The 24866-nt window shown below is 71.4% G+C and carries 15 protein-coding genes; 2 read left to right on the top strand and 13 right to left on the bottom strand.

Features of this window, described 5'->3' with window-relative positions; translation table 11 throughout:
- Positions 1-123: 123 nt before the first annotated feature.
- The 3 genes from CK951_RS20610 to CK951_RS20600 all read right to left on the bottom strand — a co-directional run bounded on the left by CK951_RS20610 (position 124) and on the right by CK951_RS20600 (position 7661).
- A complete protein-coding gene (locus tag CK951_RS20610; RefSeq protein WP_157764701.1) occupies positions 124-2136 on the bottom strand; it encodes a hypothetical protein in 2013 nt (670 codons plus the stop codon).
- A complete protein-coding gene (locus CK951_RS20605; protein WP_096788081.1) occupies positions 2133-3419 on the bottom strand; it encodes a glycosyltransferase in 1287 nt (428 codons plus the stop codon). The genes CK951_RS20610 and CK951_RS20605 overlap by 4 nt, the downstream gene beginning before the upstream one ends.
- Before the next feature lie 354 nt (positions 3420-3773).
- The gene (locus CK951_RS20600) at positions 3774-7661 is read right to left on the bottom strand and encodes a non-ribosomal peptide synthetase (RefSeq protein WP_096788080.1); all 3888 of its coding nucleotides are present in this window, start codon (positions 7659-7661) and stop codon (positions 3774-3776) included.
- A 330-nt stretch (positions 7662-7991) separates the two neighbouring features.
- Between CK951_RS20600 and CK951_RS20595 the strand changes: the two genes are divergently transcribed.
- Positions 7992-8288: a hypothetical protein gene (locus CK951_RS20595; protein ID WP_157764700.1), complete on the top strand. Its 297-nt coding sequence runs from the start codon at positions 7992-7994 to the stop codon at positions 8286-8288.
- 34 nt (positions 8289-8322) lie between these two features.
- Here the strand turns inward: CK951_RS20595 and CK951_RS20590 are convergent, their stop codons facing one another.
- A complete protein-coding gene (locus CK951_RS20590; RefSeq protein WP_096788078.1) occupies positions 8323-9891 on the bottom strand; it encodes a methyl-accepting chemotaxis protein in 1569 nt (522 codons plus the stop codon).
- A 510-nt stretch (positions 9892-10401) separates the two neighbouring features.
- Between CK951_RS20590 and CK951_RS20585 the strand changes: the two genes are divergently transcribed.
- Positions 10402-11991, top strand: a complete 1590-nt coding sequence (locus tag CK951_RS20585) for a methyl-accepting chemotaxis protein (protein WP_198402521.1) — start codon at positions 10402-10404, stop codon at positions 11989-11991.
- Between the two features lie 34 nt (positions 11992-12025).
- On the opposite strand, the gene CK951_RS20580 is transcribed toward CK951_RS20585, so the two are convergent.
- The 9 genes from CK951_RS20580 to CK951_RS20540 form a co-directional block, all read right to left on the bottom strand.
- On the bottom strand, positions 12026-14464 hold the full coding sequence (locus CK951_RS20580) for a glycosyltransferase family 2 protein (RefSeq protein ID WP_232520807.1): 2439 nt from the start codon (positions 14462-14464) through the stop codon (positions 12026-12028).
- A gap of 43 nt (positions 14465-14507) precedes the next feature.
- Complete coding sequence (locus tag CK951_RS20575) at positions 14508-14939, bottom strand: GtrA family protein (protein ID WP_096788075.1); 432 nt, start codon at positions 14937-14939, stop codon at positions 14508-14510.
- The gene (locus CK951_RS20570; protein WP_096788074.1) at positions 14939-16102 is read right to left on the bottom strand and encodes an FAD-dependent oxidoreductase; all 1164 of its coding nucleotides are present in this window, start codon (positions 16100-16102) and stop codon (positions 14939-14941) included. Before CK951_RS20570 ends, CK951_RS20575 begins: the two co-directional genes overlap by 1 nt.
- Complete coding sequence (locus tag CK951_RS20565; protein ID WP_198402520.1) at positions 16099-17157, bottom strand: hypothetical protein; 1059 nt, start codon at positions 17155-17157, stop codon at positions 16099-16101. Before CK951_RS20565 ends, CK951_RS20570 begins: the two co-directional genes overlap by 4 nt.
- Positions 17154-18008 (bottom strand): sugar phosphate isomerase/epimerase, encoded by an 855-nt coding sequence (locus CK951_RS20560; protein WP_096788073.1) that lies wholly within the window; start codon positions 18006-18008, stop codon positions 17154-17156. Before CK951_RS20560 ends, CK951_RS20565 begins: the two co-directional genes overlap by 4 nt.
- A complete protein-coding gene (locus CK951_RS20555; RefSeq protein ID WP_232520806.1) occupies positions 18005-18964 on the bottom strand; it encodes a hypothetical protein in 960 nt (319 codons plus the stop codon). Before CK951_RS20555 ends, CK951_RS20560 begins: the two co-directional genes overlap by 4 nt.
- Before the next feature lie 402 nt (positions 18965-19366).
- Complete coding sequence (gene xrtE / locus CK951_RS20550; RefSeq protein ID WP_096788072.1) at positions 19367-20977, bottom strand: exosortase E/protease, VPEID-CTERM system; 1611 nt, start codon at positions 20975-20977, stop codon at positions 19367-19369.
- 73 nt (positions 20978-21050) lie between these two features.
- Positions 21051-21245, bottom strand: coding sequence for a hypothetical protein (locus CK951_RS20545; protein WP_096788071.1), 195 nt, complete (start codon positions 21243-21245; stop codon positions 21051-21053).
- A gap of 170 nt (positions 21246-21415) precedes the next feature.
- Entirely contained in the window at positions 21416-24313 is a 2898-nt protein-coding gene (locus CK951_RS20540; protein ID WP_096788070.1) for an SdrD B-like domain-containing protein, read from the bottom strand.
- Between the last annotated feature and the right edge of the window lie 553 nt (positions 24314-24866).

Raw genomic sequence — 24866 nt, 5'->3', positions numbered from 1 at the left:
CGACCGGGGCATTTCCCGGCTGTCCCTTCGCTGCCGCAGGGATGCGGTGCGGGACCGGACCGGCAGTCAGCCCGCCCGCCGGCAAGGCGGATCCGGGGACGACGGGCTCGCCCGGATCCGGCCTCAGATCGGGCAGAGGAAGACGCTGCGGACCTCGACCGTGCCCTTGTGGCCCGACAGGTCGAACATCAGCGCGACCTGCTCCCAGCCCTCGGGCATGCGGCCGTCCATTGCGGCGGCAGGATGGGTGTCGGCGGTGCTGGCGCGGAACGTGGTCCAGTCCGTGGTGACCTCCAGCGGCCAGTCGCTGCCGATGGCCGCGCGGCTCTCGCCGTGGACCGCCTCGATCCGGGCAACGACCCGGCCCGGCTGGTCCGCCCGGATCTCGAAGGCGGCGCCGAGTTCCGCCCCCGGCCGGGCCCGGCCGCAGAGCCACACGAAGCGGTAGTCCGGCCCGGCCTTGAAGCCGTCCCGGCCAAGGGGGTGGCGCTGGAAGGCGCCGGTCCGGCTGTTGCTCGTGCGGCTGTCGTGCGGCAGCGGGCCGAGCAGGTTCCGGCTGGCGTCGAACTGCACGATGGGGGCGACGTGGCGCGGGCGGCCGCCGCGCAGGCGGTCGGTGTCGAGCCGGCCGGGCCCGTCGGCCAGCGCGCCGCTCCGGGTCCTGAGGTTGTAGACCGTGACGTCGCGCATCATCGCCGTCGCCGCGCGCGAGTGCAGCCGGAAGATGACGTCGCACTCGTTGCCCTCCTCGAAGCCCGCACCGGTGACGAGGAAGGTTCCCCCGCTGATCGTCACGCTGCCGCGCGACAACTCGAACGGCGGCCGGTCGGGCCGTTTGGGGCGGTTGATCTCCAGGTGGCAGCCCTGCAGCGTCAGCATGCCCGAGCCGGTCATGATCTGGTCGACGAAATTGACCGAGGTGCCATCGAGGAAGACCTCGGCGCCCTGGTTCAGCAGGGCGATCCGCGCCCCGCCGATGATGCTGCCGTAGAACGAGAACAGCTCTCCCGCATCCTCGGCGCCGCCGAGGAAGTGCATCCCGATCTCCGAGATGCAGCGCAGGCTGTAGCCCCGCACCAGATAGGAGCGGTGCGAGAACACCATCCCGGTGTGGAAGCCCCGCACCACCACGCCATGCATGTCGAGCCGGGACGAGCGCGTCGCCACCCGGGTCTCGAAGCGCAGCCCGTGCAGCAGCGTCCCGTTGCCGGGGCCCGCGAATTCCACCCCCTCGATCCACTTGTGACCGTATTGCGGGCTTTGCTCGGTCGACTGGATCAGCACGCATTCCCGCCAGCCCTGCCATTCCACCTCGAGGCTCTCGAGGCGCAGCCGCGCGTCGCTTTCCAGCGTCAGCAGGGCCGCGGCCTCGCCGCCCTCGACCTCGAAGCTGTAGCGGCCAGGGGCGATCGCGGTGATGCCGCCGAGGCGCCGGTTGTCCTCGGTCGTCAGCGCCACCTGCAGGAAGGGGGTCTGGCCCGTCCCCGTCAGCCGGGAGATCGCCAGCGAGACCCGGTAGCGCCCGGCCTCGGGCAGCGCCAGGGGCCGCGTCAGCCGGTCCCGCTGACCGTCGGCATGCACGAGCGCCTTGCCCTCGGTGCTCCAGTTCTTGTCCGGCCAGATCGTGTCGAGGGTCACGACCGGCGGACGGACCTGCGGCGCCGGCATGGCCGAGAAGTCGAGCACCGCCCCCACGCCCCGCAGGGCCACCCGGGTCGGGTCGAGCACCAGCCGCGACCGGCAGGCATGGCGCCGCGCCCCCAGGTCGATCGCGAAGGGACCGTTCAGGGCGGCGAAATCGCAGGCGCGCTGGATCGCCAGCGCCTCGTCGCCGTCGTCCTTGGGATCCGCGAACCACTCTGGCCGCAGCACGCCCGGCGCCCCGTCGCGCCGCCAGTGCTGCAGGCCCGGGCCGGAGATGCGCAGCACCCCGTCGGGCGCCCGGTCGTCGGCCGGTTCGGCCGAGAACCATCCCTGTCCCTCGACCCAGACCGGCGAGCGTTCGGCCGGAAGGTCCGGCAGATCCGCAAGCGAGACCCGCTGCCCCTCCTGCGCCCGGGCCGAGGCGGGGGAGCCCGCGGCCCCCGCCGCTCCGGCCAGAAGGGCAAGGCCGACCATCTCACGCCGTGTCGTCATTCCAGCGCCTCCTCGGGCAGGGGGAGGGGCCTGCCCGTCGCCCGCCACCGGCCGGCGGGCCGGGGACTTTCGGCGAGAAGCCCGCGATAGAGCCGGTCATGGGCCGCGACCCAGTCGGAAAGGCCGGGGGCCAGCCCCGGCCCCTTCTCGCGCGCGGCACGGGCCAGGCGGGCGACGAGGGCATCGTCGCGCAGGATCCGATCGAGCGTCGCGGCCAGCGCCCCGGCGTCCCCGGCGCGGAAGGTCATGGCCGCCCCCGCCGCGGCCAGCTGGCGGGCGGACAGGATCGAATCCGAGACGACGAGCGGCAGGCCGGTCGCCACGCATTCGAAGGCCGCGAGGCAGAAGGGCTCGGGGCTCTGGGTCGCCACCACGGCGGCCCTTGCGCCGTGCAGGAAGCGCCCGATCGCCTCCCTCGACATCCAGCCGTGCCAGGCATGCTCGGGGTAGAGCCGCCGCAACTCCTCGAGGCTGTCGCCGGTGCCGATGAAATCGATGGCAAGGCCCAGCCGGCGCCCGGCCTCGGCCAGTTCGAACACCCCCTTCAGCCGCTGGACCTGGCCGATCTGCACGATGCGGCGGTTCCGCTCGGGCGCGGGGACCGCATCGGCGAAGGGCGCGACCGGATTGCCGATCGCAAGCGCATGGGCAGGCCGGATCGCGCGCTCGATCCAGGGCCGCATCGCCTCGTTGATCAGGACGAAGCGTGCCCGGAGCAGGAACGGCGCGAGCCGGTTCCACAGCAGCGCCTGGCGCGCCGAGCGCCAGAGCTTGTGGCTGTAGCTGCGCTTGTCGCACTGCGTGGCGAGGCAGGCCGGGGACAGCGGCCGCCGCTGGCAGACCGCGGCGCGCGGATAGTCGAGGAAGGCCCCGTTCGGGCAGGCGAGGAAGAAGTCATGCGCATGGATCGCGCAGCGATCGGCGACCGGGGCCAGCGCGTCCAGCACCGCCGGGGTCAGGATGTTGGACCAGTTGTGCAGGTGATAGACCGTGCCGGGCGTGTCGTTCCGCGCGATCCAGTCCGCGACCTGCCGGCGGACCGCGCCATTGTAGAGGCCGCGCAGCATCGACGCGCCGGGAGAGTGGATCAGCGCCCGGCCCCCCAGCGGCACGACCTCGATTCCCGCCCCTGCCAGGTCCGGGTTGCCGTCGTCGCCGGCGATGAAGGTGACGGCCAGCCCGCGCGCGCGAAGCGACCGGGCGAGCGTGGTGACCAGGTAGCTCGCCCCGCCGCGCACCGTCGAGATGTCGTTCAGGATGACGACGCGATCAGGTGCCCGCATGACGCCGCCCCTTCGCGATGCGGCGCTGTGACCTGCGAATGCCCGGGACCCTCGTGCCGGAAATCGTCGGAATGCGTCGATACATCTGCAAGAACCTGTGAAAACCGCGCGAGAAAATCGATTCCGGGCCGCCCGCCGGCCCCAATGGCCTTCCGCCCCCCGGATCGTGGCAGGATCGCGAGCCGGAGGTGGCCTGATGTTACGCTCTCGCAGGCAGGGCGCAATTGGCCTCCATCGGCGGTCCCACCCCCCATGTTGCGGAGCCTTCGCCGGACGAGGCAGGGCGGCGAAGGCCGGGACGGGACGCTCGGCCGGAAGCGGGTCCCGCCTACGCCTTGCGGCAGAGCCTGCGCCTCAGGCGGGAAGGTCGGCCTCCCGCCGGTCGGCAGGGCTTGCCCGCGGGTCCCGGCCGGCGGCGCAGGCCTCGTCCAGGCGGGTCGCAAGCGCCCGTGCCAGGTCATCGACATGGCGATCCTCGAAGAACTGGCCATGCGCGCCCGGCACGATGTCGACCGAGGCAAGCCCCGGATAGCGCTCGGCCAGAAGCGGGCCCGGATCGCCGCCGTCGCGCCAGGGATTGAGCTTGCTGTCGCGCCCGAAGACCAGCGCGAGACGGCCCGCATGCGGCTCGAAGAGCGACTCCTCCATCAGGATCAGCAGCGCGGTCTCGCGCCCCTGCCGCCGCAGCTGCCGCGCCAGCCGGTGGGCGACCCGCCCCCCCTGGCAGTTCCCGCCGAGATACACCGGACCCTCGGGCCAGAGCGCCTGCACCTCGCGCGCATAGGCCGAGGTCAGCGCGTCGAGCGAGGGGTCGTCGTAGTCCATGATCAGATGGCCCGAGCGCATGCCGACCAGCGGCCGGTCGGGCGCGAACCGGGTGGCGAAGCGCTCGGCCAGCTGGCGGAACTCCTGGAAGCCCTGGAAGCACCAGAACAGCGGGGGCTGGCCGCCGCCCGCGTTCCGCATGAAGAGGAGCCCCGCGGGCGAGACCCGCTCGCCGCTCCAGGACGAGAGATAGGGCCGCTGCCGCTCGAGGAGCGCCGCCTCGAGCCGGGCGGCATCGGGGGCTGGCCCGGCGGCGGCGCCGGCCGGTCCATCGGCGGCGCGTCCCGCCGGGCGCGAGCCGAGCCGGCGCGCCAGCGAGGCGATGTCCTGCGCCATGTAGAGATCGCGGATCCCCGCCGGTACGCCCGCCGCCTCGAGCTCGAGGAGGCAGGTCAGCGCCTTGAGCGAATCCCCGCCCAGGTCCGAGAAGAAGTTGTCGTGGATGCCGATGCGCTCCTGCCCCAGCACCTTCCGCCAGACCCGTTCGATCCGGCGCTCGGTCTCGTCGCGCGGCGCCTCGGACCGCCGCAGGACGGGAAGCGGCACGCCGGCCGCCCCGGCCAGCGCCCGGCGGTCGAGCTTGCCGCTGGGGGCGAGCGGCAGGGCCGGCAGCAGGGTGAAGCCAGAGGGCACCATGTGCGGCGGGAGTTCCGCCCGCAGCGCGTCGGCAAGCTCCGCGGCCTCGGGCGGCGGGGCGGCGGGATCGGCCACCAGCCAGGCCACCAGCCGGTCCCGTTCCGCCGAAAGGCCCACGGCCGCCTCGGCCACGGCCGGGTGGCGCAGCAGGGCGGCCTCGACCTCGCCCGGCTCGATCCGGGCGCCGCGCAGCTTGATCTGGTCGTCGGCCCGGCCGAGGAAGTCGATCACCCCGTCGGCGCGGAAGCGCGCGAGGTCCCCGGTGCGGTAGAGCCGGTCGCAGCCGAGTTCCGGGAAGGGGTTGGGGATGAACTTCCGCGCCGTGGTCTCGGGATCGCCGAGATAGCCGAGCCCCACGCAGACCCCGCCGAGGCAGAGCTCGCCCACCATCCCCACCGGCACCGGCCGCCCGTGCCGGTCGAGGATCACCGCGCGGATGTTGGGGAAGGGCCGGCCGATCGGCACCGGGTCGGCGATCGTCTCGCCCAGCTGGTGATGGAGTGCGGCGATCGAGGCCTCGGTGGGCCCGTAGGTGTTGCAGATCGCGATCCCGGGGAAGAGGGCGCGGAACTCGCGCACCGAGCGGGTCTCCATCGCCTCGCCGCCCAGGATGATGCGGCCGAGCCCGGCCAGCGCGGGGCGCGCCGCCTCGTGGGCCTTCAGATGCGCGACCAGGGTGCGGAAGATCGAGGGGATGAAATCGGCGAAGGTGATGCCGTGGGTTCCGATCGTCCCGACGATCCGCTCGGGCAGCACCAGCCGGTCGCGCGGCATCACCACCGTGCGCCCGCCGAAGGCCAGCGGCCAGAAATACTGCCAGACATGGGTGTCCGCGGTGGCGGGGGCGGTGGCGAGCACCCGGTCGGCCTCGGGCGATCCGAAGACCCGGGTCATCGAGAACAGCCGGTTGACCACGCCGGCATGGGCGTTGATCGCCCCCTTCGGCTCGCCGGTCGAGCCCGAGGTGAAGATGCAGTAGATCGGATCCCCGAGCGAGACCGGCACGTCGAGGGGGCCCGCCTCCGGGTCGAGGGCCAGGCCGTCCAGCGCCAGAACCTCGCGCGCGGTTCCGGGCCGGGCCCCGCCTGCCCCTGCAAGGGCGAGGTCGCGGTCGCCCTCCTGCGCCACGAGCACGAGCCCCGAGCCGAGCCGGTCGAGGAGCCGCGCCAGCCGGTTCGCCGGCCACTGCGGGTCGAGCGGCGCGAAGGCCGCCCCCGTCTTCAGCACCGCAAGTTCCGCGATCACCATCGCGGCCGAGGAGGTCATCAGCAGCGGCACGATCGAGCCCCGCCCCGCGCCCCGCGCCTGCAACAGGCGGGCCAGCGCATTGGCCCGGCCGTCGAGGTCGCGGTAGGTCAGCGCGCCCTCGGGCGAGACCAGCGCGATGCGCCCCGGGGTCCGGGCGGCCTGCGCCTCGACCAGCCGGTGCAGGGGCTTCGCGGGAAAGGCGCAATCGGTGGCATTCCAGTCGCCCAGGATCCTGCGGCGGTCGGCGGGGGGCAGGATCTCCAGCGCATCCACCGGGCAGTCCGGCCGTTCGAGCGCATCCGCCAGCAGGATCGGGAAGCGCTCGGCCAGGCGTGCCACGGCCTCGGCCCCGAGGGCCGCGGTGCGGTGGACCAGATGCAGCCGGAAGGTTCCGCGCTCGTCCTGGAAATAGGCCGCGAGGTCGCGGTCGGCGCGCGGCAGGAACAGCCGCTCCTCGGTCACCTCCATGCCGTTGCAGCGCCAGGGGCGGCTCGTGGGCATGCGGGTGAAGGAGAGCGGCGTCACCCCGTGCCGGTGCGGGCCGGGCGGGGCCTCGCGCAGCGCGAGCCGGTAGGGGAATTCCTCATGCGCGACGCCCGCGTCGATCAGCGCCGCGGTCTGGTCCATCAGCGCGCGGAACGGGGTCCCGGGGTCCAGCCGGGCCGTCACGATCCCGGTGTTGACGAAGAAGCCCACCACTCCCGCCCAGTGCCGCGACCGCCCGACCCAGGTGGTGGCAACGGGCAGGACCTCGCGCCGCGTCTCGAGGTGGAGAAGCGCGATCCAGGCCGCGAAGGCGATGCGGAAGGGGCTGGTCCGCCATGCGGCGGCGCGCTCGCGCAGGCGCGCCGACAGCCCGGGCGAAAGCGGGATCACCCGATGGGCGCCCTCGTGGTCGGGCACGAGACCGGGGGCGGGCTCTCCGGCCAGCTGCAACTGCCAGGGCTCGGGCAGGCCGGCGAGAAGCCCCCGCCAGTGGCGGCGGGCCTCCTCCCATGCGCCGGAGGCCTCGGTGGCCTGCTGCCAGCGGCAATGGTCGGAATAGCGGGCCGGCAGCGGGGGCAGGGGCCGGCCCTCCAGCGCGGCGAGGAGATCGGCCACGAACACCGGCCACGAGGTGCCGTCGGTGACGAGGTGGTGGAAGCCGCAGAACAGCACATGGTCGTCCGGCGCCCGCTCGAGCAGCCCGAAGCGGACCGGCGGCTCCCCGGCCAGGTCATAGGGCCTGAGGCCGAAGGCCGTGGCGAGGCTCCGGGCCGTCTCCCCCGGCGCGAGGGCGAGCCGCTCGGGCCGGATCGCGGGCGGGGCGGGCCGCACCTGCCGTTCGATGCGTTCCCCCCGCCGCAGGAAGACCGAGCGCAGCGTCTCGTGCCGGGCGACGACGGCCGCCAGCGCCGCGGCCAGCCGCCCGACATCGAGCGGCCCCCGGAAGGCGAGCAGCCACAGCAGGTTGTGCTCGGAGCTTCCCGCCGCGTCCCCGGCGCCGAACCAGAGCGCCGTCTGCGCATGGGAGACCGGTGCCGGTCGCGTCATCGGGAAACCTCTCCATCAGGGATGCCGGGGCGCCGCGCGGCGCCGTCCGGGGGCGTTCCGGCCCGCCGTGCGGCTGGATGCGGTCCAGCGGATAGCGGTCGTTCCCATAATGAAAAGGCGCGTCGAAGGAAACCGCCTCCCCCGAAAGGCGGATGGATCATGGGGATGCCAGTCAACTCCGGGTTCACTTGGCCGTCACCGCGAAACCCGCCGGCCGGGCCTGCGCCCGCAATCCCCGGTGCGGCCATCCCGGCCCTCCCGTTGCGGCGGGGGATCGGCTAAGCCTGCGGGAGCCCGTCCGGACGGGGCGGATCCATGCAGGAAGGCGACATGACGTTGCGAGCCCTCTGGCGCGGCGATCTTCCGCTCGCCCATGCCTTCTGGAGCCACGGCATCCTCTATGCCGGGCTCGCCAGCCTGATCGCCACGGTCGCAGCCTTCGGGCTGATCGCCGGCGAGGCGCCCACGGCCGTGGCGGCGGCGGTCTATTTCCTGCCCGTGCCCTACATCCTGCTTACGGTGGTCGGGGTCTGGCGCAGCGCGGAACGCTACGAGGGGCCGCCGCACTGGGCACAGCTGGCAAGACTGGTCTCGCTTCTCTGGGCCGTGGCGATGATCCTCGTCTGACGGGGGCGGGACGGCTGCGCCCCCGCGATCCCCTTCAGGCGGCCGCGCGCAGCGCCGGAGGGCGGGCCGCTTCGGCGTCCGCCTCGGCCGGGGCCGCGGTCCCGGGCTCTCCCGTCCGGAAGTAGCCGACGCTGCCGAGCAGCTGCCGCGCCCGTCCGGCGAGATCCTCGGCATCCCCGTCGAGCTGGCGCGAGGCGGCCTCCGTGCGGTGGGTGACGCGGTCGAGCGCCTCGATCGAGAGCGACACCTGCCGTGCGCCCTCGGACAGCTCGCGCGAGGCGACAGAAATGCCCGAGACGAGGTCCGAGGTGCGCTCGATCTCCGGCACCAGCCGTCCGATCATGTCGCCCGCGCGCTCGGCCATGCGCGCCGTCTCGGCCGACAGCGACGAGATCCCCGCTGCCGCCTCGCCGCTGCGCTCGGCAAGGCGGCGCACCTCGGCGGCGACCACCGCGAAGCCGCGGCCCTGCTCGCCCGCCCGTGCCGCCTCGACCGCGGCGTTCAGCGCCAGAAGGTCGGTCTGGCGCGCGATCTCGCGCACCACGCCGATCTGCTCGGCGATCGACTGCATCGAGCGCACCGCCTCGGCGACGGCCTGCCCGCAGCGGCGCGCCTCCTCGGCCGAGCCGCCGGCGATGCGCGCGGTCTGCGCGGCGTTCTCCTCGGACTGGGTGATGTTGCCCAGCATCTGCTCGACCGCCGCCGAGGCCTCGACCGTGGCGGAGGCCTGCTCTTCCGTGCCGGACTTGAGCTGCCCCGAGGCCGAGGCCATGCGCCCGCTCGCGGTCGCGACGTCCCGCGCGGTGGCGGACACCTCCTCGACCACCGCGCGCAGCTTCAGCAGCATCGCGTTGTTGGCGCCCAGCAGGTCGGTGATCTCGTCCTGTCCCTGCAGGGCTGCGGTCTGCGACAGGTCGCCCCCCGCCACCCGCTGCGACAGTTCGAGCGCGCGCTTCAGGCCCCGCCCGATCGACAGGGTGATCCAGAGCGCCGCCCCCGACCCGGCGAGCCCCGCGAGGGCCGCGATCAGCACGACGATCACGATCATCCGGCCGAAATCCGCGTCGGCCTCTGCCTTGACCTGGTCCAGGATGCCGAGCTTGTGGGCGACCAGCGCCTCGGACAGGCCCTCGAGCTCGATCTCCATCCGGTCCGAGCCGCTGTCGCGCAGCACCCCGGCCGCGGCCTCGGGCTTGCCGCCCAGCGACAGGATCATCGCGCGGTTGCTGGTCTTCTGGATCTGTTTCCGGAGCGTATTGTAGCGCTGGAGGATGTCGGCGGTCGTGGCGTCCTGCGGGCTGGCCCGCAGCGCGCGCAGGGCCCGGCGCTGCATCATGCGCCCCTCCTGCACGTCGGTCTCGATCCGGATCGCCGATGCGGCATCGCGGTCGAGCAGGTGGGCCCGCAGGTTCGCCATGACGCGGTACTGGCCGATGCTGAGCCGCTGGGCGAGGACCACCTGCTGGACATGCTGGCCGATCACCTCGTCCAGCCTCGCATCGAGGCGGTTGAGATGGACGAGCGCTACGGCCACCGCCAGGCCCGAGGTCAGGAAGACGACGCCGAAGGCGGCAGCCAGCTTGTTGCGGATCGAAAACTTCATACTGGTTGTACCTTTTGCCGAGGATCGCCCTTTGCCTGATCGGGCGCCTTTCCGGCATAGACCGTCACCGCTCCCGCCGGGATCATCCAACGGAGATATTTATGAACTCTTTAGTCGGCCCCACCGTCTTGGGCAGTCCCGGCGCGTCCGGGCCGGTGCGGCAGCGCCGCACAGGACGCGGCCGGCACCCCCCGCACAGGCCGGAGGGGGCAGGGATCCCTGCCGGCACCCCAGCCTGCGGAAAGCCGCGGCCCGGCCCGCATCGCAAGGGCCGGGCATCGGGACGCGCCCGCGGGGCGGCCCCAGGCCCTTGCGGCGGCTCGCGGATCGGGAGGTGCGGAGCCGCGCCCCCTGCGACAGGCCACCGCATCCTCAGGGACGGCATCCCCGCCTCCCGGCCAGTCCCGGCCACCGCAAGCGAGCGGTGCTCATGCCAAGAGATGGCTGCCGTTCCAGCCGCGCCCTGCCATGGTGCGGCAATGTTCTGTTAAAGAGTTCAAGGGCTTCCAGATGTTTGCATTAACCATTCGCACCCGCCTCATCGGCACGTTCTCGGTCGTCATGGCCCTCGGCGGCCTTGCGATCTGGGTGGCAATCTCCACCATCAACGATCTGCGCGGACAACTCGACACCCTGGTGGGACGGGACGCGCCGCAGGTGATCGAGGCGCTTCGGCTGAACCAGAACCAGCTTCTGCGCAACATGACGCAGCGCGAATACACGATGACGGCCTCGGCCGGGATCCACGCCCGGCAGGATGCGCTGATGAAGACGGCCCGCACCGAGATGCTCGCCTCCTTCACGCGGCTCTCGACCCTTCTCGAGGGCACGCCGCGGATGGAGGTGCTGAAGGCCTACGAGACCGACTGGAAGGCCACCAAGGCGGTCAACGACCGCGTGATCGAGCTTGCGGATGCCGGGCGGATGGCCGAGGCGCAGGCGCTGCTCATGTCGCCCGAACAGCAGGCCGGGCTGTCGCGGCGGGTGGGCCTGCTGACCACGCTGTCGGACGAGCTGCTGCGCGAGATGGAGGCCAACCGGGTCAGGGTCGATGCCGGCTTCCTGCGGTCCATGCGCAATCTCCTGGCGATCCTCGCCATCGCGGGGCTGGTCTCGCTGGCCTCGGGGGCGTGGATCGTCGTCACCATCGGGCGGGGGCTCAGGCAGGCGCTGGCGCTGAGCGAGCGCGTGGCCGGGGGCGACCTCAGCGAGATGGCCGAGATCCGGGGCCGGGACGAGATCGCGGCGCTGCTGGCCGCAAACAACCGCATGGTCGCGAGGCTGCGCGAGGTGGTGACCTCGGTCTCGGCGACGGCCGGGCAGGTGGCCGAGAAGAGCGCGCTGATCGCGGCCTCGTCCGAGCAGCTGAGCCAGGGCGCGACCGAGCAGGCCTCGGCCAGCCAGGAGGCCTCGGCCTCGGTCGAGCAGATGGCGGCGAACATCCGGCAAAGCTCGCAGCACGCCGGCGAGACCGAGCGGCGCGCGCTGGACTCCGCCGAGGAGGCCCGGCGGTTCGGCGAGTCGGTGGCCGAGACGGTCGCGGCCATGCAGGAGATCTCGGACCGCATCCTCGTCGTGCAGGAAATCGCGCGCCAGACCGATCTTCTGGCGCTGAACGCCGCGGTCGAGGCCGCCCGCGCGGGCGAGCATGGCCGCGGCTTCGCCGTTGTGGCCGACGAGGTGCGCAGGCTGGCCGAACGCAGCCAGACCGCCGCGCGCGACATCTCGGATCTGTCGATCCGCACGGCCCGCACGGCGGCCCATGCCCGCGAGGGGCTGGAACGGCTGGTGCCGGACAGCCGCACCACCGCGACCCTCGTGTCGAAGATCTCGGATGCCACGCGCGAGCTTGCGCTCGGCGCCGGGCAGATCTCCGCCGCCATCGAGCAGCTCGACGGCGTGGCGCAGCAGACCGGCGCCGCCTCGGAACAGCTGGCGGAAGGCGCCTCGGATCTCTCGCGGCAGGCGGCGCGGCTCCGGGAAGGGATGACGTTCTTCCGGCTTCATCCCGGCGCGGCCCCGCGGGCCACGGAAAGGACCACCGACCGGCTCGTCCCGCTGCGGCGGCGGCCCGCCCTGCCGCGGGCCCTGGCCGGCTGAGGAGGCCGCCGGGCAAGCGGCAGGGGCCAGGCTCCTACGGCAGGCCGCCTTGCCGGGCGGCCTGCGGCGCGTCCCGGTCGGGGGCGCGGCAGCGATAGGCCAGCGTGTGGCCCAGATCCCGCGACGAGCCGGAGCGGTAGAGTTCCTCGCAGGGTCCGAAGGCGGCTTCCAGCGGCGCGAGGTCCTGCCTCACCCGGTCGAAGTCGCCGTCATACACCAGCGTCTCCAGCATCCAGATCTCGGTATGGCTCCGGATCCGGTCGGCATGGTCGGTGGCCAGCGTGGCCGTCGTGCCGCGCTTGCGGTAGTCGGGGTCGAACGCATGCGGGCCATAGCCGATCTGCGTGCCGAACTCCGGCGCGACGTAAAGCATGTTGGGCTGCGCCGTGATCCCCACGTAGATCAGCGGATCGGGGTCCCTGGAGGTGCGCGCAATGACGGCCAGCGCCTCGCTCAGCTGCTGCTTTTCCTGCGTCAGGCCGGCGAGGAGGGAGAGGCCGCCGAAGAGCGCGACGAAGCCCGCGGCCAGCGTGACCGCCCGGGGCAGGGGCGCGAGCCGCCGCGCCGCCCAGCCGAGAAGCGTCAGCAGGCCGATGGCGAGCATGGTGCCCACGACGGGCTGCACGAAGATGAAATGGCGGGTGTAGAGGATCGGGTAGAGCCGCGCGAGGCTCAGCACCGCAAGCCCGCCCAGCAGGGCCACGCAGGCCACCGGCAGCAGGAGGCCGCGCCGGAGCGCCGCCAGCAGGCCCAGCCCCAGCAGGATCACGCCCAGGATCGCGAACAGGTGGGGCGAGTGGTGCCCGCTGGAGAACCGGTAGAAGGGATCGAACATCCCCAGCATGATGCGGAGACCGCCCGAGATCGTGCTGCCCTGGTCGCCGAGGAACGGCAGCCGCAGGTAGCCCTGTGCATAGGCCTCCGAGAAATGGGTGAACTGGTCGGCCGTGGCGGGCGAGATCACGGTGAGGTGCCACAGCCCCGCCAGCCCGACGAGCAGCGCGAAGGTGCCGGCGAGCGGCCGGAGTCCCTCGCGCCCCAGCAGCCACATCTGCAGCACCGCGGCCAGTGCAAGGGCGGCGAAGAGCACCGGGGCCGCGAAGGAGAAGAGGATCGCGGCCAGCCCCGAGCCCGCGAGGATCGCGAGGCTGGCCCGTCCCGGGCACTGGACGGCCCGGACGGTGGCGAGGAGCATCAGGCAGGTGGCCAGCAGTTCGAAGGCATACTGCTTGATCTCGATGCCATAGCGCACGCCGAAGGGCGACAGGAACACCAGCGCAAGCGCCACCGGCGCCACCACCGCCCCGCCCAGCCGCCGCAGGGCAAGCGCGAGGAAGGCCGCGGCGCCGAGGCTGCCCGCCATGCTCAGGAGGCGCAGCCCGGTCTCGGGATGCTCGCCCGACCCCGCCATCACGGTGCTCGCCAGCATCAGGTAGCCCGGCGGCGCGGCCTGTGCGTAGTAAGGCAGGGGGCCGAAGGCCGCGAGAAGCGAGGGCAGCGGCAGGTTCGCCATCAGCATCCCCTCGTCGTGCCAGATGTCGGGCGCATCGAGGATGCCGGCCAGCCGCGAGACGAGGATCAGCAGGAAGACCGCCGGCAGGAGCCAGGGCACCGCCCTGACCCCGCCCACCCCGAAGAGCGGCCGGTCGGCCTCGGGGTGAAAGCCGCCGAGCGCGGCGCGGAAGAGTTCCCCCACCAGCGCGAGCTTGGCACCGACGCTGCCCATCTTGGTGGGAACGGGACCGGTCGCCGGATATTCCCGCCGCACCGGCACCTCGGTCACGCGGTAGCCGAGCTGGCCCGCGCGGGCCGAGAGGTAGAACAGCAGGCTGTAGTCGCGGAAGCAGTCGCGGAACGGCGCCACCCGCGGATCGGTCAGGTAGCGGCGGGAATAGGCGCGGAAGCCGTTCGTCGTATCGGTCAGCCGGGTGCCCGAGGCGAGCGACAGCACCGGCGCATGCAGGAACCGCCCGCCCAGCTTGCGGTCGAGGGGCGTGTTGATCGCCTGCCCGCCGGGACGGTAGCGCGAACCCTGGACATAGTCGAAGCCCGCATCGAGCGCCGCGGTGAAGCGCGGCAGCGCCTCGAGCCCGTCCTTGCCGTTGCCGTCCACCGTCAGGATGCCGTCATAGCCCTCGGCCAGCCCCCAGGCATAGGCCATGCGCAGCTGCGCGCTGAGACGGCCCGGGCCGGTCTTGGTCAGAAGCGCCCGCACCCCGCACTCGCGCAGGAAGCCCGGGTCGAGCGAGCCGTCGGTCGATCCACCATCCGCGATCACCACGTCGAGCGCCAGCGCGAGCCCGTGCAGGGTCCTGAGCTGGCGCCGGATCCGCTCGCCCTCGTTGATCACCGGGATCACCAGCAGGTAGCGGCTGGCCTTAGGGGCGAGGATCCGGGCCTCGTGGGCCGGCACCTCCATCGGACCGTCCACGGGGGCGGAGATCGCCTCCTTCGGGGGGCTCACCTGGTTCACGTCGCTTCCCTCTCGACTGGCACGCATGCCCGCGCCGCAGGCATCACTTGATCTCCGGCGCGGCGCCGGGGCGGAACACGAAATGCCTGCTGGACAGGTAGTTGACCACGAAGGAGACCGCCGTTCCGCCTGCCAGCGCCGCGAGTTCCTCGCCTTCGGAGGGGAACAGCACCCGCTCCAGCACGGCGACGGTGGCCACGCGCGAGGCCAGCGTCAGGCCGAGCCCCGCGCCATAGCGCAAGAGGCGCCGGGCATGGCCGTCGCCGGCGGCCCGGGGGGCGGCGCTGCGGAAGGTCCAGAAATGGTGCAGGACATAGTTCAGCGCCGCCCCCGCGACGAAGCCGCAGACCGCGGCGAAGGGCAGGGCGAGTCCGGCCAGAACCGCCAGCCCCCAGGCCACCGCAAGATCCAGCCCCAGCCCCAGGACCGAGACCACGCCGAAGCGCAGAAGGTCGGTCGGCACCCGGCGCCGCATCAGGCCATCCTCCGGGCGGCGCGGGGCGGGCAGAGGAGGCTTTCGTTCGCCGCCGCCCAGTCCGGCCGGGTCAGCCGCACGAGGTCGAAGAGGTCGTAGATGTTGTCGATCTTGCCGCCGAGGATCGAGATCACCCGCGAACCCCTGGGCTGCTGCTGGTAGAGGATCGGCCGGCCGTCGTCCTGCTCGTTCTTCACCAGCACCGTCTTCACGTCGTGGATCGACCTCACCCACTGGCTCTCGGCCAGGCAGGGCACGTAGCGCAGCCCGTCGAGGATCATGTGGCGGTGCCGGCTCTGCGGCTCGGCGGCAGCGAAGACCTCATAGGCCGGGCGGTCGCTGGTGGCGTCGGTCCAGCTCATCTGCGGGGTGTAGCGGACATGGGTCAGCGAATGCAGCGCCTCGGCCGGATAGGGCATGACCGACAGGAAGGGACCGTCCATGATGGTGATGCCGAAACCCTCGAGCTGTGCCGGCGGGCGGATCAGCGCGATCTCGGTCAGCTCGTGCTTCAGGCTCGCCTCGGGCAGGGCGGCCATCCGCAGGATGTGGTTGATCTGGGCATAGGTGACGTTGAAGACGTGCCGGGCCCGGATCTCCTCGCCCGAGGAGAGCCGGACGATGACGCCATCCTCGTGTTCCTCGAGGCCCTCCACGGCGGTGTTCAGCCGCAGGTCCATCCCCAGCGCGTCGAGCCGTCTTCCCATGTGGTTGCGCAGCACCGAATAGTCGAAGGCGTGCTCGGTGCAGGCGAAGGTCGCCTCGATGGTCGCGGGGTCGAAGAGGGCCGCCTGCGAGGGCGTGGCCGGGGCGATCGGCGCGCCCATGTCGGAAAACATCCGGTAGAACCGCTTGGCGCTGACCTTCGAGCGGCGGCGCGCGATGGCGTAGAGCATCTGGAAGTCGGACCGGATCGCCTCGGGGAAGTCCTCGGCGAAGCGGCGGTGCAGCACCATCGACTTGGCCGCGGTCAGCGCCGAGCGCGGATAGTGGAAGCCGGTATGGACGCGCGCCTGGTTGACCCGCGAGGCGCGGTCCATCAGCCGGTCGCCCGACTCGACCAGCACGATCCGGTCGGTGACCGAGCGCAGGAACAGCGCAAGGCAGCAGCCATAGAAGCCGCCGCCGATCACCAGGCAGTCGACGGCTCCGCCGCGGCTCATGCCGTGGTTCCCGTCAGGGGCGCACGCCCCCGCATCGCGAGTTCGGGCAGGACAAGCGGGGTCACCGCCTCCTGCCCGGACAGGACGGGCGGGGTCTCGTCCACCACCTCGACGTTCAGCTCTTTCATCACCTGCCCGAAGAGATCGACCGAGCTGCGCTCGTCCAGGATGTCCTCGCCCAGGGCGCCGGACAGCGACTCGATCATCTTCTGCACGCCGATCGACAGGCCGAAGATCGCGATGGAGAGGAACAGGGCGGTCAGGCTCAGCGCGAGCGTCAGGGTGAACCAGCCGGGCTGGACCGCGCTGAAGGTCAGCCAGACCACCACCGCATAGACGGCGAGCGCGAGCGACCCCCCGGCCACCAGCAGCGACAGAAGCGCGACCAGCGCCAGCACCCGCGGGGCGGAACTGACGAGCAGCTTCTGCACGAGGCCGAGCTTGCGCCCGAGATCGCCGAACATCCGGTGCCGCCGCCGGGCCGTGGCGGTCTGCCACAGCACGGGCAGGGCCTGGTCCATCGGCGGGAAGCGCAGCGCCAGCTGCGGGTCGGGATGGGCGAGCAGCTTGTTCAGCAGCGTGCGGGGATAGGCCGCCGTCAGCATGCTGCGCGCGCTGACGCGGAAGCCCGCGCTGTGCCCCAGCGCCTCGAGCAGCGGGTTCATCGCGCTCCGCGACCGGCGCCGGCCGATCACGATGGCACTGGCCGCCGCCGCCGCCTCGATCATGGCGGGAAGGTCGAGGTCCGGCTGCTCGTCGATCGCGGTCAGCACCACCACGTCGCCGATCGCCTCGGCGGCCCCGGCCACCCGGCGGCGGTAGAACGGCGTGCCATGGCGGAGCTTCAGCAGCCGGATGTTGCCGATCCTGGCCATCAGCGGCTCGTAGGCCTCGGCGCCATCGGCCGGCACGGTCAGCAGCACCTCCCAGTAGCGGAACCGGGCCGCGATGTCCCCGCAGAGGCGCTGCAGGCCGGCGGCGGCCTCGCGCGTTGCCGGAAGATCCGGAAGGCAGACGGAAACGAAGATGTCCTCGCGTCGGGAAGTCGGTGTCATGCCGGGTCTGCCTTCTCGCTGGCGATGTCGAGAGCCTGCATGAGGCGGCCGAGCGCCGCCCCGAGCACCGCCGCCATGGCCTCGGGCGGCTGTTTCATCTCGATGGAGACCCAGCCGGAATAGCCGCGCCGGGCGAGCGCCGAGAGGGCGGTGGCCGCCGCTCCGGCATCGGCGGGGGCCGGCGCCAGATGCGGCTCGCTGACATGGACATGGCTGATCGGCGAGGCTACCCCGGCCACCGCCTCCGCGATGCCGGCGAAGGCCCCGTTCAGATGCATCGAACCGAGATCCAGGATCAGCGTCACCGCCGGATGCGCGAGGTCCGCCACGAAGGCATCGGCCTCCTCGAGCGTGGTGAGGAAGTTTGTGCCATAGGCCGCCGGGTTGAATTCCACCCCCAGCCTCGTGCCGGCGGCCTGTGCCGCATCGCCGAGATCGGCGAAGGTCTCCAGCGCCACCTCGCGCGCCTCGGTCGCGGCCATGGTGGCGGGCACGACCCGCTGCCGCGGCGAGCCGAAGACGAGGTTCGGGATCGCCAGCCGCCCGGCCAGCGCGATGGCGCGCCGCATCCCCGCCCGGAACGCCTGCCGTTCCCCGGGGGCGCCGAACAGCGCCGCCCCCTCGACCCCGAAGAGCAGCGACTGCATCGAGACAAGCTCCAGCCCCGCCGCCCGCGCCTCGCCCACCGCCCCGGCCAGTTCGGCCTCGGTCGGGGCGAAGGGATCGGCGCTGCGGTCGAAGAACAGCCCCGGGGCGATCTCGAGGCCGCGGATGCCGTGGGCGCGCAGCACCCCGTAGGCCGCGGCCCGGTCCTGCGGATGCCAGGCGATGTTGGAGACCGCGAGCCTCATGCCGCGGCCCTTTCGGCGGCGAAGAACCGGCGGAGGCCGGCCAGAACCTCCCCTGCCGAGGCGATGTGGGGACCCGTCCGGCCCCAGAGCGCGGCATGGCGCGTGCGCAGGTCCTCGCGGTGGATCCTGGCCTGCGATGGGGGCATCGGCCGGCCGGTCAGCGCCCGGTGGATCGCCCCCGCCTCCAGCGGCTCCGGCGCGAGATGGATGAGGTCGAGCCCCGCCCCGAGGCAGAGGCCGATGTCCGCCCAGAGCCGGGACATGTCGTAATACTGGAAGCGGCTGTCCGGATGGGTGAAGCGCACCGCCTCCATCCCGGCCGCCGACACCGCCGCGTCATAGGCCGGCCGCCGGCCGCTGGCCTCCAGCGCCGCGCGGTCGATGACATGCAGGTCGGTGGCCGGCTCGGGCCGGTAGATCCCGGCCAGCCCCGGGCGCAGGCCGGCCGGCAGGGCCTCGGCCAGCTCGGCCAGGCGCGGCTCCGTCAGCATGGCGGGCATCGGGTTCAGGATGTCGAACAGGAAGTTCTTCCTGAGCCCGGGACCGAACAGGGCGGGCAGCCGGACGATCAGGCAGCGCGGAAACCGCTCGACGCAGAATTCCTCGAGCGCGCGGCGGTTGCGGCCATAGGCGAGGGCGGTCTGGAACCGGGTGCTCGTCTCGTCGTCGCCGCCGTCGAACCGGTCCAGGACCGCGATCGAGGAGATCAGCACGAAGCGCTCGGCCCGGATCGGGGCGAGCCGCTCCATCAGCGCGCCCATCGCGGCCGCATCCTGCTCGGGGAAGCGGTTGGCGGTGAACATCGATCCGGGAGCCGCGGCGCAGACGACGGTCCCGAAGGTCCGGTCCACCGCCCCGGCGATGTTCGAACGGTTGAAGAGGCCGCCAAATTCGTGCTGCCCACGCAATGAATTGCCGACGAAGCCCGTAAAACCTACCAGGGCATCCATGACCATACTGACTTTTTGATAAAGACAATGGGCAAGAACTAGACCCGTCATTCCGATTCGTCAAATTCCGGCCACCACCATTTGCCGCGGATTTCCGGCGGTGCGCCATTGTCCTTTCGGGGCGGTTTATCTGCAAATATCTGATATTGTTTTACTTAATTTTAGGTTCCGGGTTCCTCCCGAACGGATGAGAGGATCCGGAAGCCCGTTTTGCCGGCAAGGGGATCAACGGACAGGCAGGTTCTGGACCATTATCCTATCGATCAATATGCTGCTATTGGACAGAGGTCCGATCTCTCTTTCAGGCGCGGTGACTGGCCGATCTATTGCGTGACGGTCATGTCTCATTCGGCGGGCGGATGCCGACATCTGCCGCGCCCCCGTCCGCAGGAGCCTCCCCGGCACCGCTCAGATGAGGCCCCAGTTGCCGGTTGCCAGTGCCACCCCCGCGATCACCGCATTGGCCGCGGCATGGGCCAGGATGGCATCGGTCAGGTTGCGCGAGCGCAGCGCCAGAAGCGCGAAGGCCACGCCCGCCAGTCCCGCCGCCAGCCAGCGGTCATGAAGGACCGCAAAGGCTGCGGAACTGACGGCCACCGCCAGCAGGACACGCCAGGGCCGGCGGCTTCCCGGCGGGGCAAGCCGGTCGAGCAGGTAGCCGCGGAAGAACAGCTCCTCGATCACCGGGACGAGCAGCGCGGTGCCGATGACCCGCGAGAGGATCCAGAGGGCGAGGCCCGCGCCGGCCAGCGTCCCCTGGGCCGGCAGGCTGCCCGGCCCGGGCGCCGGACCGGTCAGGGCCCAGAGGAGGCCGATGCCCACCCCCAGCCCCAGGGCCAGCGGATCCACCCGCCAGCCGAGGCTGCGCAGATGGGGCAGGAACAGCGCGAGCACCCCCGCCATCGCCAGCACCCGCAGGGGATAGACCGTCTCGGGCGAGGCGGAGAAGGTCGAGGCCAGCAATGCCGAGGCCATGAAGACGGCAAATGGCAGGATGCCCGCCACCATCGGATCGGCCAGGAAGGGCGGCAGGCGCGGGGCCTGTGCCGCCGGCCGCGGCAACCGGGCGAAGACGGCAAGGCTGCGGGCGGCAAGGATCAGGCCGAGCGACAGGAGCGTGAAGCTCAGCCAGCCGGCATGGCTGTGGAACCCGCCCACCGCCAGCCCGGGATGGCCGTTCAGCCCGATGACGAGCAGCAGCGTGATCCGCAGGATGTTGAGCGCCGCGCTTGCCACGATCCCGATCGGATAGAGCAGCAGGGCCGCGGGAAAGCGCAGCTCGTGGCGGAAGAGGCCCAGAAAGAGCGTGACGAAGACCGCGACGAGGCCCATCCCCTCGATCCCCGAGCAGACCGGGGCCACGCTGATCGAGAAGCCGGCGGCGCCGATGGTCTTCGCCACCGGGTCGGCCGCGACCTCGTAGCCTAGAAGGCGGATCAGCCCCGCCACCGCCGAGAAGGTGAGGTCGGCCATGGTCTCGAGCCGCCACAGCGGCCGGACCTGCATCGCAAGGATCGGCGCCAGCAGCCCCGCCACCGCGGCAAGCGCGAACCGCCCGCCCTGCGCGGCCAGGAACACCCGCCAGCGCGCAAGGGGCGCCACCATCAGCAGGGCACCCGTCGCGCCGAGCAGGATGCCCATGCCCCAGCAGGCCAGCACGACCGGCAGGACCGCGGTGCCGGCGCCCTCGGCCAGCAGGGGCAGCGGCGCCATCATGGCGGCGAAGCCGGCAAGGTTCGGCAGAAGGCCCGCCCGCCGCAGCCCGGCCTCGGCCGCCAGCTGCCGCACCGCCTCGGGGATCAGCAGCGCCACCAGCGCGAGGGCCGCGGCCATCGCATAGACGCTGACCATGAAGGTGCTCGCCCCGCCGCAGACCGCGGCCGGCCAGTTCTCGAGGCAGGTGAACCGGATCAGATGCTTGTAGGTGACGCCGATCACCGCCAGCTCGGCCGCCAGCAGGCCGACGAGCGCCAGAAGCGGCGCGACGGCCGGGCGGAGAGGGGGGCTTTCGGTGGTCATCGTCGCTGTCGTCGGAAGGGGAAGGAAAGCCCGCCCCGCAGGAAGCGAAGCGGGCCGGGGCCGGATCGCCGGGTCAGGCGGCGCGGCGGCGACGCTCCCAGGCGAGCAGGACGAGCGCGCTCACCACGGCGAGGGCGGCAGCCCCGTCGAGCGCGCTGATCTCGGGGACCGAGCAGGTGCCGAGCGCGATGCAGCCGTCCGTCGCGAGGGCCTGCGTGGCCGATACGAAGGAAATCGCGGTCGCGGCAAGAGCCGTCAGCTTCTTCATGTCACTTCCTTTGCAAGAATGAAGGCCCATGCGCGGGCCGCTTCAGCTTCCTGTCGTGGGCGGCGCATCGCCCGGGGCCGGCTCTCCGGCGGCACCGCCCGGCGAAAGACGCAGCTTTCGCCGGGCGGTGTTTCCGCTGCCCCGGCCAGAGCCGGGAATGATCGGGATCGTCAGCAGAGGCAGTCGAGCGCGCCGAAGGAAACGCCCAGGATGAAGGGCTGCGCGTTGTCCGCCGTCACCGGGTCCGGGTCGACCACCAGCGCCACCACGTCATCGGTGCCGGGCACGAAGCCCTCTCCGTTGCGGATGGCCAGGTCGACCAGTTCGTGGACATCGGCAAGCTGGCCGAAGTTCGAGCCGATGGAGTTGAGGCCGTCGGTCAGATTCCAGATCGCGGCCTGCACCTCGGCATCGTTGAACCTGGTGCCGGTGAAGTCCTGGTTCAGCAGCCAGGTTATCAGGTCGATGTTCTCCGCCGCCGCAAGCCCGTTGCTTCCGGTCTGCCCGGCCAGAACACGGGCCACCGCCGCCGCATCGGTGGCGCAGTAGAGATTGCCGGTGAACACCGGCGCATTGGAGAAGCTGGTCCCCATGGAGGCCAGCTCATAGGCGCTGGCGCAATAGGCGGTCGTGATCACCTGGCCATCGAACCGGGCGTCGCCGGTTCCGGCGATCCGCATGCTGTAGGCGTCGGACGTCCCGTTCTGGTATCCGCTGACCAACTGGTACTCCACCCTGTCCGGCAGGCTTTCGCACAGCTCTTCCAGCGTGTCCGCCACCCCGCAGAAGGACAGCTCGACCTCGGCCGCGGCAGTGCCGCCCCTGCCGTCCGAGACGGTGTAGCGGACCGTCTCGTAGCCCCTCTCGCCGACGTTCAGATCGGCATGGGCCGCCGTGCCGTCGAACGAGAGCTTGCCGTCCGACAGCGTGACCAGCGTCCCCCTGGCGGTGGCGATCGTCTCGCCTTCGCGGATCGTGTGGCCGTCCACCGTGGCGATGACCAGCGTGTCGCCATCGTCATCGCTGTCGTTCGCCAGCACGTCGAGCGTGATCGTCTCGTTCGCGCAGCCGCGACCGGTGTCGTTCAGCGCGACCGGCGCCGTGTTCAGCCGCACGAGGCCCGCATCGATGTCGGTCTCGACCTCGCCGATGGACAGCACGAACGTGTCGGTCAGGCCGAGAAGGTTCGCGTCGCTGTCGCCGTTCACCGCATCCGCGGCCTCGGCACCCCTGGTGGTGAAGGCATGGCCCGCCAGCGTGCCGAAGACCACCGAATAGCTGCCCGCGGCGAGACCGGTGAAGGAATACTGGCCGCCGTTCGCCGTGGTGGTGCTGGCCACCACCGCGCCCTTCCCGTTCAGCAGCGTCACCTCGACGCCATCCGCGCCGGCCTCGGTCGCGTCCTGCACGCCGTCGCCGTCAGCGTCGAGGAAGACCGTGTCGCCGATCGAGGCCGTCCGGGGATCGCGCACGCCGGCATCGACGTCGGTCTTCGCCTCGCCCCGGCCAAGCGTGATCCGGTCGGTCCGGCCCGTCGCGGGGTTCACGTCCGAGTCGACGGTGTCATCGCCGCCTACGTCCCTGCCCACGAAGACCCGGCCCGCCGGATCGTCGCCGAAGGCCACGGTGTAGTCGCCCGCCTTGAGGCCGCCGAAGGAATAGCTGCCGTCGGCCGCCGTCGTGGTGGTGGCCACGACCCGGCCGTCCGCGCCCATGAGCTGCACCGTCACGCCGCCCACGCCCGGCTCGGCCTGATCGGTGCCGCTGTTGTCGGTGTCCACGAAATAGCGGCCCGAGATCGAAGCCGGCCGGAAGGTGCAGAGCCCGAGATCCACGTCCACCGTCTCGCCGCCCCTCACGGTCAACACGTCCGACGCGCCGCCCGCATCCACGTCGGAATCGAGACTGTCGTCGGTGCCGGCATCCCTCAGGGTGAATTCCGTGCCGTCGGGCGCGACGCCCACCACCTTGTACTGGCCGGCCCTCACGTTCTCGAAGCTGTAGGCGCCGTTCGCATCCGTCGTGGTGGTGGCCACGACCCGGCCGGACAGATCGACCAGCTTGACCGTCACCCCCGCCCTCGGCGGCTCGGGCGTGCGCACCGTCGTGTCATGCCCTTCCAGCCGCAGGCTGTCGATGCGCACGTATTCCGAGCAGCTTCCGGCCACGGCGAGCCTGATCTGGTCGCCGCAGTCGATCTGCACGTCCCTGATGACATAGGTCGAGAACGGGCCGCAGTCCGAGCCGCCGCCGTCGCTGTCGCGGCTCAGCCGGATCGCCTCGACCTCGCGGCCGTCGATCACCAGCCGGATCGTGCTCTGGCCGTCGTTCTCGTCCTGCAGGCGGAGCGTCAGGTCATAGGTGCCGCTCTTGCCGTTGAAGCTCGTGGTCAGCTCGCCCTTGCCGCCGGGGCAGGCGAGGCGGACGAACTTGCCGCCCGAGGCGCCGGAGTCGCAGATGGTGACGAGGCTCGAGGTCTTGCACATCGCCTCGGCCTCGATCAGGTAGTCGCAGCCGGGGATCGTGCCGAGCGTGCCGTTGATCCCGTCGCAGTTGGTATCGCCGAAGACGCTGCCCGAGACGGTTCCGAGCTTCTCGAGGCTCCCGGCGCCGAGGTTGCAGTAGTCGATCCAGTTCGAGGTGACGTTGCACTGGCTGACCACGGTCAGCTTCGCGCCCGCGGCAGGCAGGCCGCAGGAGCTGTTGAAGGTGTAGTAGGTGCCGGCGCTGCCTTCCTGCTCGATCTCGACCAGCATGTACTTCTTGCCGCACTGATCCTGCACCCAGAAGTAGCTTTCGGCATAGACCTGGCCGCCGTTGCCCGCCGCGGTGCCGTCGGTGACGATCGACGCCTGCTGCCCGCAGCCATCGTCGGCATTGTTGTCCCGGCAGCTGTCGCCCGACAGGAAGCGGTCGTCATCGGCAACCTTCAGCGCGGTGTCGGCCGCGGCAGGCATGGTGAAGCTGTCGCCGACGCTCACCGAAGCGCCCATCGTGCCCTGCGAGAGGAGCTGGCCCGCGCTGAAGGCCGTGAACTCGAAATTGTTGAGGTTATAAAGGAAAGTCATTCCCGATACGGCTCCGCTTCTTCACAAATTCCTGTCGTGGGAAGCGATTTCCCGACTCCGGCACGAATGCATGGGCCCGACCGCCGACCGGACATGCCGCCCGAGGCGCGCCAGGATTGCATCGTCCGGCTGTCTGGCAAGAAACCGCTCCCTAACGGGGGCAAAGAAAGACACAGTTTTAACACAATTTAAAGATAATATTGACTTTTATTATCAATGACTTGTATTTGCAGAATTTCCAGTTTCGGCCTCCCGTGTTTCCGGGTTTAGCGGCTGAACATGATTTCCCGCAGGGATTGAAAATTGCAAAGGCATGCTCTTTCTGAGCAATTGTCTTCGCAGGGGTTTCAAATCCTGCGGCAATCGCGCCGCCTTTGAGAAAATCGGCCGGTGCGAATCCCGGATCTGCCGGGTTGCGGAATCGTGCGGCCGGCGGGCGCCCGTGATGGCAGGATCGACCGTCCTTCGGTGCCGTTCCTGAAGGTGCAAGCCATGGCCGGGGGCTTCCCCTGCGCCCCCGGCCCCTTCCGGGTCATGGGTGAGCCTGGCGCAG

The organism is Rhodobacter sp. CZR27 (genome assembly GCF_002407205.1).
Lineage (GTDB): Bacteria > Pseudomonadota > Alphaproteobacteria > Rhodobacterales > Rhodobacteraceae > Cereibacter_A.
This window is presented reverse-complemented; position numbering and strand designations above follow the sequence as displayed.